3 protein-coding genes are annotated in these 6,372 nt (G+C 63.4%); 1 reads left to right on the top strand and 2 read right to left on the bottom strand.

Annotated elements, in window-relative coordinates; genetic code table 11:
- Positions 1-2 precede the first annotated feature (2 nt).
- Together RQH86_RS10395 and RQH86_RS10400 are read right to left on the bottom strand one after the other, a co-directional pair.
- Positions 3-1,685, bottom strand: a complete 1,683-nt coding sequence (locus RQH86_RS10395; RefSeq protein WP_311238674.1) for an alpha-L-fucosidase — start codon at positions 1,683-1,685, stop codon at positions 3-5.
- A gap of 204 nt (positions 1,686-1,889) precedes the next feature.
- Positions 1,890-4,571 (bottom strand): TonB-dependent receptor, encoded by a 2,682-nt coding sequence (locus tag RQH86_RS10400; RefSeq protein WP_311238675.1) that lies wholly within the window; start codon positions 4,569-4,571, stop codon positions 1,890-1,892.
- A 719-nt stretch (positions 4,572-5,290) separates the two neighbouring features.
- Between RQH86_RS10400 and RQH86_RS10405 the strand changes: the two genes are divergently transcribed.
- A complete protein-coding gene (locus tag RQH86_RS10405) occupies positions 5,291-6,289 on the top strand; it encodes a glucokinase family protein (RefSeq protein WP_311238714.1) in 999 nt (332 codons plus the stop codon).
- The last annotated feature ends 83 nt before the right edge of the window (positions 6,290-6,372 follow it).

The raw sequence follows: 6,372 nt of genomic DNA on the forward strand, positions 1-6,372 counted from the left end.
CGTCAGGGAGTAGGGGTAGAAAGGTCGATGCGGAACACATACGCGCTCTCGCCAACCGGCTTTGCGGGGAGGCGCAGATGCAGGCCATCGGCGCGTTGTTCGAACGGGATCTTCTTGCCGTTGGCCAGCAAAGTGACCCCGCGCACGCCATCGGCGGCGTTGAGCGAGCGGATCACCGCCTCGCCATCGGTCGGCCAAACCAACTCGATCGCATACAGCGCGCCATCGCGGGTGGTGAAGCGGAAATCGTCGGACGTATACGGCTTGGTCTTGACGTCCTGGAAGGTGCCGCCCACCACTTCGGTCGGGCCTTCGCCATACACGCGCCACGGCTTGCTGTCGTAGATCGCGCCGCCGTTGGTCTTGAGCCACTTGCCGATCGCCAGCAGGATGCCGCGCTCGGTGTCGGGGATCGAGCCATCGGCACGCGGGCCGATGTTGAGCATCAGGTTGCCGTTCTTGGCCACCACATCGGCCAGCATGTGGATGATGAAAGTGGGCGATTTGTAGGTGTCATTTTCGATGTAACCCCACGAGGCATTGCTGACCGAGGTATCGGTCTGCCAATGCGTGGGATGGATGCCGGTGAGCTGGCCGCGTTCGATATCCAGCGTGCCGGCGCCTTCGGGGAAGGCGCCCAGTTTGTAATTCACCACCACGCCACGATCGGCCTCGGTGCGCGCCGCGCCCTGGTTGTAGTAATACGCCAGCATCGTCGGCAGGCTGCGCCGGAACGTCGGGTGGGCAATCCACCAATCGAAATAGATCAGGTCCGGTTGATAGGTATCGATCAACTCGGTGGTGCGCGCCAGCCAGTCGTCCAGCCAGGCCTGCGACACCGGCGTCCAGTCGTTGGCGACATCGCCGTCGTCCTTGCCCGGCAGGCGCACTTGCGCCGGGCCGTACAGCGCCGCATAACGCGGGTCGTTGACGTCGGAATCGAACTTGCGCCCGCCGTCGAAGAACCAGTTGTGTTCGGCGCGGTGCGACGACAAACCGAAGTGCAGGCCCTGTGCGCGGATTGCGGTGGACAGCTCGCCCAGCAGGTCGCGCTTGGGCCCCATCTTCATTGCGGTCCAATCCGACAACTTGGAGTCGTACAGCGCAAAGCCGTCGTGGTGTTCGGCCACCGGCACCACGTAGCGCGCGCCGGATTGCCGGAACAGCTTGGCCCAGCCAGTGGGGTCGAACTTGGGCGCGGTGAACTTGGGAATCAGATCCTTGTAGCCGCTGGTCGCTTGCGGGCCGTAGGTCGCCACGTGATGGGCGAATTCCTTGGAGCCTTGCAGATACATGTTGCGCGAATACCACTCGCTACCAAACGCCGGCACCGAGAACACGCCCCAATGGATGAAGATGCCGAACTTGGCATTGTCGTACCACGCAGGCGATTGATACGCCTTCAGCGCAGCCCAGTCGGGGCGGAACGGACCCTTGCGCGCGCCAGCTTCGGCTTCGCGCACCAGACGCTCGCGTTCGGGAGCGTACTTGGCGGTGGCATCGAGCCACTGCTGGTCGATGACCTCGGGGCTGAGCGTGGTGGCGGTGGCTGCAGTGGGCGATTGCGCGCTGAGCGTGGCAGCAGGCAACGCCAGCAGCAGACCGAGCGCGAGCATTCGCGTTCTGGGTGCAGCTCCGGCGTGGCGGCGGAATGGAGCCGCATGGATGCGGCTATCGGTCGTCATGGGAACTGCTCCTCTAAGCGAAACGTGTCGGTTGCATGCAGCCGGCACGTGGATGGCAAAAGCGGGCCTGGCCATGCTCCCTCAACCGCGAAGGGGCGTGGCCAGTACCACTCCTTGGTACAACATCAACCTGTGCGCTGCATGCAACGCACAGGTCAAAAAAAGCGCGCCACCGTGGAGGGTCGGTGGCGCGCCGGTGCTACATCAGAACTTGAAGTTAAGCTGGGCCTGATAGCCGCGGCCGTTCTTGTAGAACGCCGTGGGGGTATCGCGGGTGTTGCTGAAGACCCGGTAGGTGGAATCCAGCAGATTGGTCGCGCCGACGGTGATGCCCATGTAGTCGGTGATCTGGTACGAGGCGTTCAGATCCAGCTGCTTGTAAGCATCTGCAAAGTCACGCGACTCCAGACGACCGATCTGGGTGAAGTACTTCGAGCGGTAGCTGTAGTTCACACGCACCATCCAGTCGCCGTGTTCCCAGTAGGGGATCACGTTGTAGGTATCGCGCGACAGGTACGGCAGATTCAGACCAGAGCTGGAGTCGGACTCGGCAAACGTGTAGTTGGCCTGCAAACCGAAGCCCAGCCCGAAGCTCTGCTGGTAATTGACCGAAACACCCTTGACCTTGGCATCGGACACGTTGACCGGTGTGGTCACCTGGTACAAGCCAGCGATGGCCGGCGGTGCCGGATTCAGCTGTTGGGTGACCGTGGTGTTGACGATGTAGGAGCTGATGTCGCGATAGAACACTTCACCGGACAACATGCTGGACGGAGCGAAATACCACTCGGCCGCCAGATCGTAGTTGGTGGACTCGTACGGCTTCAGATCCGGGTTGCCGCCGTTGGCGGTCAGGTTGCCGTTACCGCTGTTGACAGTGAACGTACCTGCCAGATCGGCGTAACGCGGACGGGCGATCACCTTGGCCGCCGAGAAGCGCAGCACCGTGTCGTCGGTGATGTCGTAGGCGATGTTGAAGCTCGGCAACGCCTTGCGGTAGTCATTGGTTTCGGCCACGCGCTGGAAGCTGGTGCCGCCGTCATTGCTCTGCCAGAACTGAGACTTGTCGGTGGTGTCGACCAGGCGCACGCCGACGTTACCGCGCCACTTGCCGGTCTCGTAGTTCAACTGCGTGTAGACGTTCTGAGTGATTTCCTTGACGTCGAACGACGCGCCAAAATCGGTGCGGTACGGGCCCTGCGGCTGCGACAGCAAGTAGCTGCGCACGGCGCCCAGGTTGGCGGTTGGCCAGGTGGTCAAGTCGCCGCTGGCACCCAGGCCGTCGTACAGGCTGCTGGGTGTGGTGCCTGGATTGAACTGCGTCAGCGACACCGGGTCGGTGGTGTTGATGCGGTTACCGCGCGCGTCGACGCCGTTGTTGTGGTTGATGTACTTGTAGCCGAACTGCAGCTTGGTGAACGGGCCCCATTCCAGGTCGCGCGCGGCATCCCACTGGAAGTACTTTTCGTCGTCCTTGCTCTTCTGGTAAGCGATACCGCCGGCCTGCATGATGCCGGTGGTGGTGCCCGGGATATTGCCTTCCTGGCCCGGCGCCAGGCCGGCGGGGTTGCCCGGCAGTGCCCAGTTGGAGGCGCCGCCGTTGTCGTAGTTGACCGACGTATTGCTGCCGTCGAACGCGTAATTGTAGCCACCGTCCTGCATCAGGTACTTCATCAGGTATTCGGGGTTCTTGCCACCTGTGGCCTCGGTGTAGCCGGCCTGGGTGGTGAATACCCACTTCTCGCCGGACCAGTCGTGACGCAGGTTCAGGCTCTTGGTGGTGACGGTGCTCTCGCGGTAGTTGGCATCCAGCTGCGCGTACGGCTGACCGGCTGCGCCATCGCTGACCGTGGCCGAGGTCACCACGCCGTTCTGCACATTGGCCTGGGTGATCTTCTGGCGGTCGTCGTTACAGGCCGGGCACACATAACGTGCCTGGCTGAAGTTGTTGTACTTGCCCTTGATGTACAGACCGGTCAGGTTGAACTCGTTCTGCTCGTTGGGCTTCCACTGCAACGCACCCTGCAGGCCGCTGCGCTCGCGGGTCTGCTGGAAGAACGCGCTGCTGATACCGGCCGGCACACGTGCGGTGGCCACATCGCTGCCGTCGCCGGTGATGGTGGCCGTCGGCGGAATGCCGGCGCCAGTGGTGTAGCCGAAGTATTCGATACCGGCACGTGCCAGGTCCTGCTTGTCGTGCGTGGCGGAGATCAACGCGCCGAAGGTTTCGTCGTCGTTCTTCCAGCTCCACAGCGCCGAACCGCGCGGATTGCCTTCTTCGGAACGGTCGTTGTAGTTGTAGCCGACCGAGCCGCGGATGGTGTTCTTGGGCAGGTCCAGCGGCTTGCGGGTGTGCACGATCACGGTGCCGCCGATCGAGCCTTCATCGATGCGCGCTTCAGGGGTCTTGTAGACCTCCATCAGGCCGATGATTTCCGGCGACAGCAGGGTGTAGTTGAAGGTACGGCCGCTGGTGTCGGTCGGGTTGCCGCCCCAGTCGCCGGAGGCGATGGTCTGGCCGTTGAGCAGCACGCGGTTCAACGCCGGGTCGGTGCCGTTGATGCTGACCTTTTCGCCTTCGCCGAACTGGCGGTCGACGCTGATGCCCGGCAGGTGCGACAGCGATTCGGCCGCATTGATGTCCGGGAACTTGCCGATGTCTTCGGCGCTGATCGCATCGACGATGGAGTTGGCCGAGCGCTTGACCGCCTGGCTCTTCTCCAGCGACGCGCGGTAGCCGGTGACGGTGATGGTGTCCAACTCGGTGGTGGCCGACGGCGTGGTGCCAGCCGGGGCTTGTTGTTCTTGTCCGGCAGCCATTGCAGAGCCGGAGCAGTACAGAGCGGCGGTGATACAGAGTGCTAACGTCGTGGTGCGGCTGTGCATGGCTAAACCTCATTGGTTAGTGCTGTGAGTGCGCATGGCCCGTAGTGGGCACAACGCGCTCGGCGTGGCCGGCAAAACAACACGCCCTGACCGATCGCGGTGATCGCACTCCGTGCTCCGCAATGGCAGCAGGTGGCGTCGATGCGCGTGGTAGAGGAGGTGTCCCCCGTGTGGTGAAGCGGTGGAGCGAATGCGACATCGGCGAGTCGAACGTCGGATGACGCGCCACTCACGAATCTGGCGTGGCAGGCGAGGGAAGCGCCGTTCTTCAGTACCGAACAGTTGCTGGCCCCTCCTGCCAGAACCCCGATTTGGATCGAGTCTCGCGTAGCGTTGACAGCGTTGTCAACACATCGTCACAGATCTCTGAAGCGCCTGCGATTGCGCTGCAATGCAGCATTTTTTGCGACGTGATCGTCGAAGCCGCTGAGAGCGTGCGCACATGCGGGGTTCCGTCAGCAGCGTGCAATTGGCGGCTTCTATGGCTCGACGGCGTTCCACTGGCACATGCACGGTTTTTATGCAGAAATCTCCGTGATGCATGCGGATTTTTCGTGGATGATGGGCGGTGCGGGAGAATGCCCTGATCGTCGCCGCCACGGTTGCGTTACAGGGCGATTACTGACAACGTTGTCTACCCGCTGCCGTTCGTCGGACAACGGGACATGACGCCAGCCCGCTGCCACTTATCAGGAGAATGCGTGAGCGCAAGCAGCCCAATGGAAGCGGTGGCCTTTCCGCGCCCCGACACCTTCGTTGCCGCAGACGTGGGAGGGACGCATGTGCGCCTGGCGCTGGTCTGCGCAAGCACCGATATGCGCAAGCCGGTCACCGTGCTGGAGTATCGCAAGTACCGCTGCGCCGATTATCCGGGCCTGGCCGAGATCATGTCCGTGTTCTTTGCCGAGATGGGATGCGCGCCAGTGCGGCGCGGCGTGATCGCCAGTGCCGGTTATGCGCTGGAAGACGGTAGCGTGATTACCGCGAACCTGCCGTGGGTGTTGGCGCCGGAACAGATTCGCCGCCAGCTCGGCATGCAGGCGCTGCATCTGGTCAACGATTTCGAAGCGGTCGCCTACGCGGCCAATTACATGACCGGCAATCAGGTCATGCAGCTGTCCGGCCCCGCTCAGGGCGCGCCCGGCCCGGCCTTGGTCCTCGGTCCCGGAACCGGGCTGGGTGCGGCGGTGTGGATTCCCAACGGCGCCCACCCGATGGTGCTGCCGACCGAAGCCGGCCACGCGGCGCTTGCCGCCGCCAGCGATCTGGAAGTGGCCTTGCTGCAGGAACTGCGTCGTACGCGCACGCATGTGGGCACCGAAACCCTGTTGTCCGGCCCTGGCCTGTTGAACCTCTACACCGCGTTGGCCGCGCTGCGTGGCGAGCCTGCCGTGCATCAAGGACCGGCCGATGTCACCGCCGCCGCATTGGCCGGTAACGACGTGCTCGCACGCGATGCGTTGCGGGCGTTCTGTGGGTTCATGGGCAGCGTGGTCGGCGACATGATGCTGCTCTACGGCATCCGCAGCGGCGTCTATCTGGCCGGCGGATTCCTGCCGCAGATTGCCGAGTTCATTGCCGCCAGCGACTTCACCGCCCGCCTGCTCGACAAGGGCACGCTGCGTCCTGCCCTGGAGCAGGTGCCGGTCAGCATCGTCGAACACGGCCAGCTCGGCGTCATCGGCGCGGCCAGCTGGTTTTTGCAGCACGGCCGCTGACGCACGGCACGCCGTAGGGGCGCACTTGGGCGCGATAGGGCGTTACCAGTGACGCTTCTCGCGCCCGGGTGCGCTCCTACGCC

It is taken from the genome of Xanthomonas sp. WCS2018Noco2-27, from assembly GCF_031843525.1.
Lineage (GTDB): Bacteria > Pseudomonadota > Gammaproteobacteria > Xanthomonadales > Xanthomonadaceae > Xanthomonas.

What these genes read in the sequence shown, in the direction of transcription:
- RQH86_RS10395 (WP_311238674.1), bottom strand. Translation starts at nt 1,685, where the DNA reads ATGACGACCGATAGCCGCATCCATGCGGCTCCATTCCGCCGCCACGCC.
- RQH86_RS10400 (WP_311238675.1), bottom strand. Translation starts at nt 4,571, where the DNA reads ATGCACAGCCGCACCACGACGTTAGCACTCTGTATCACCGCCGCTCTG.
- RQH86_RS10405 (WP_311238714.1), top strand. Translation starts at nt 5,291, where the DNA reads ATGGAAGCGGTGGCCTTTCCGCGCCCCGACACCTTCGTTGCCGCAGAC.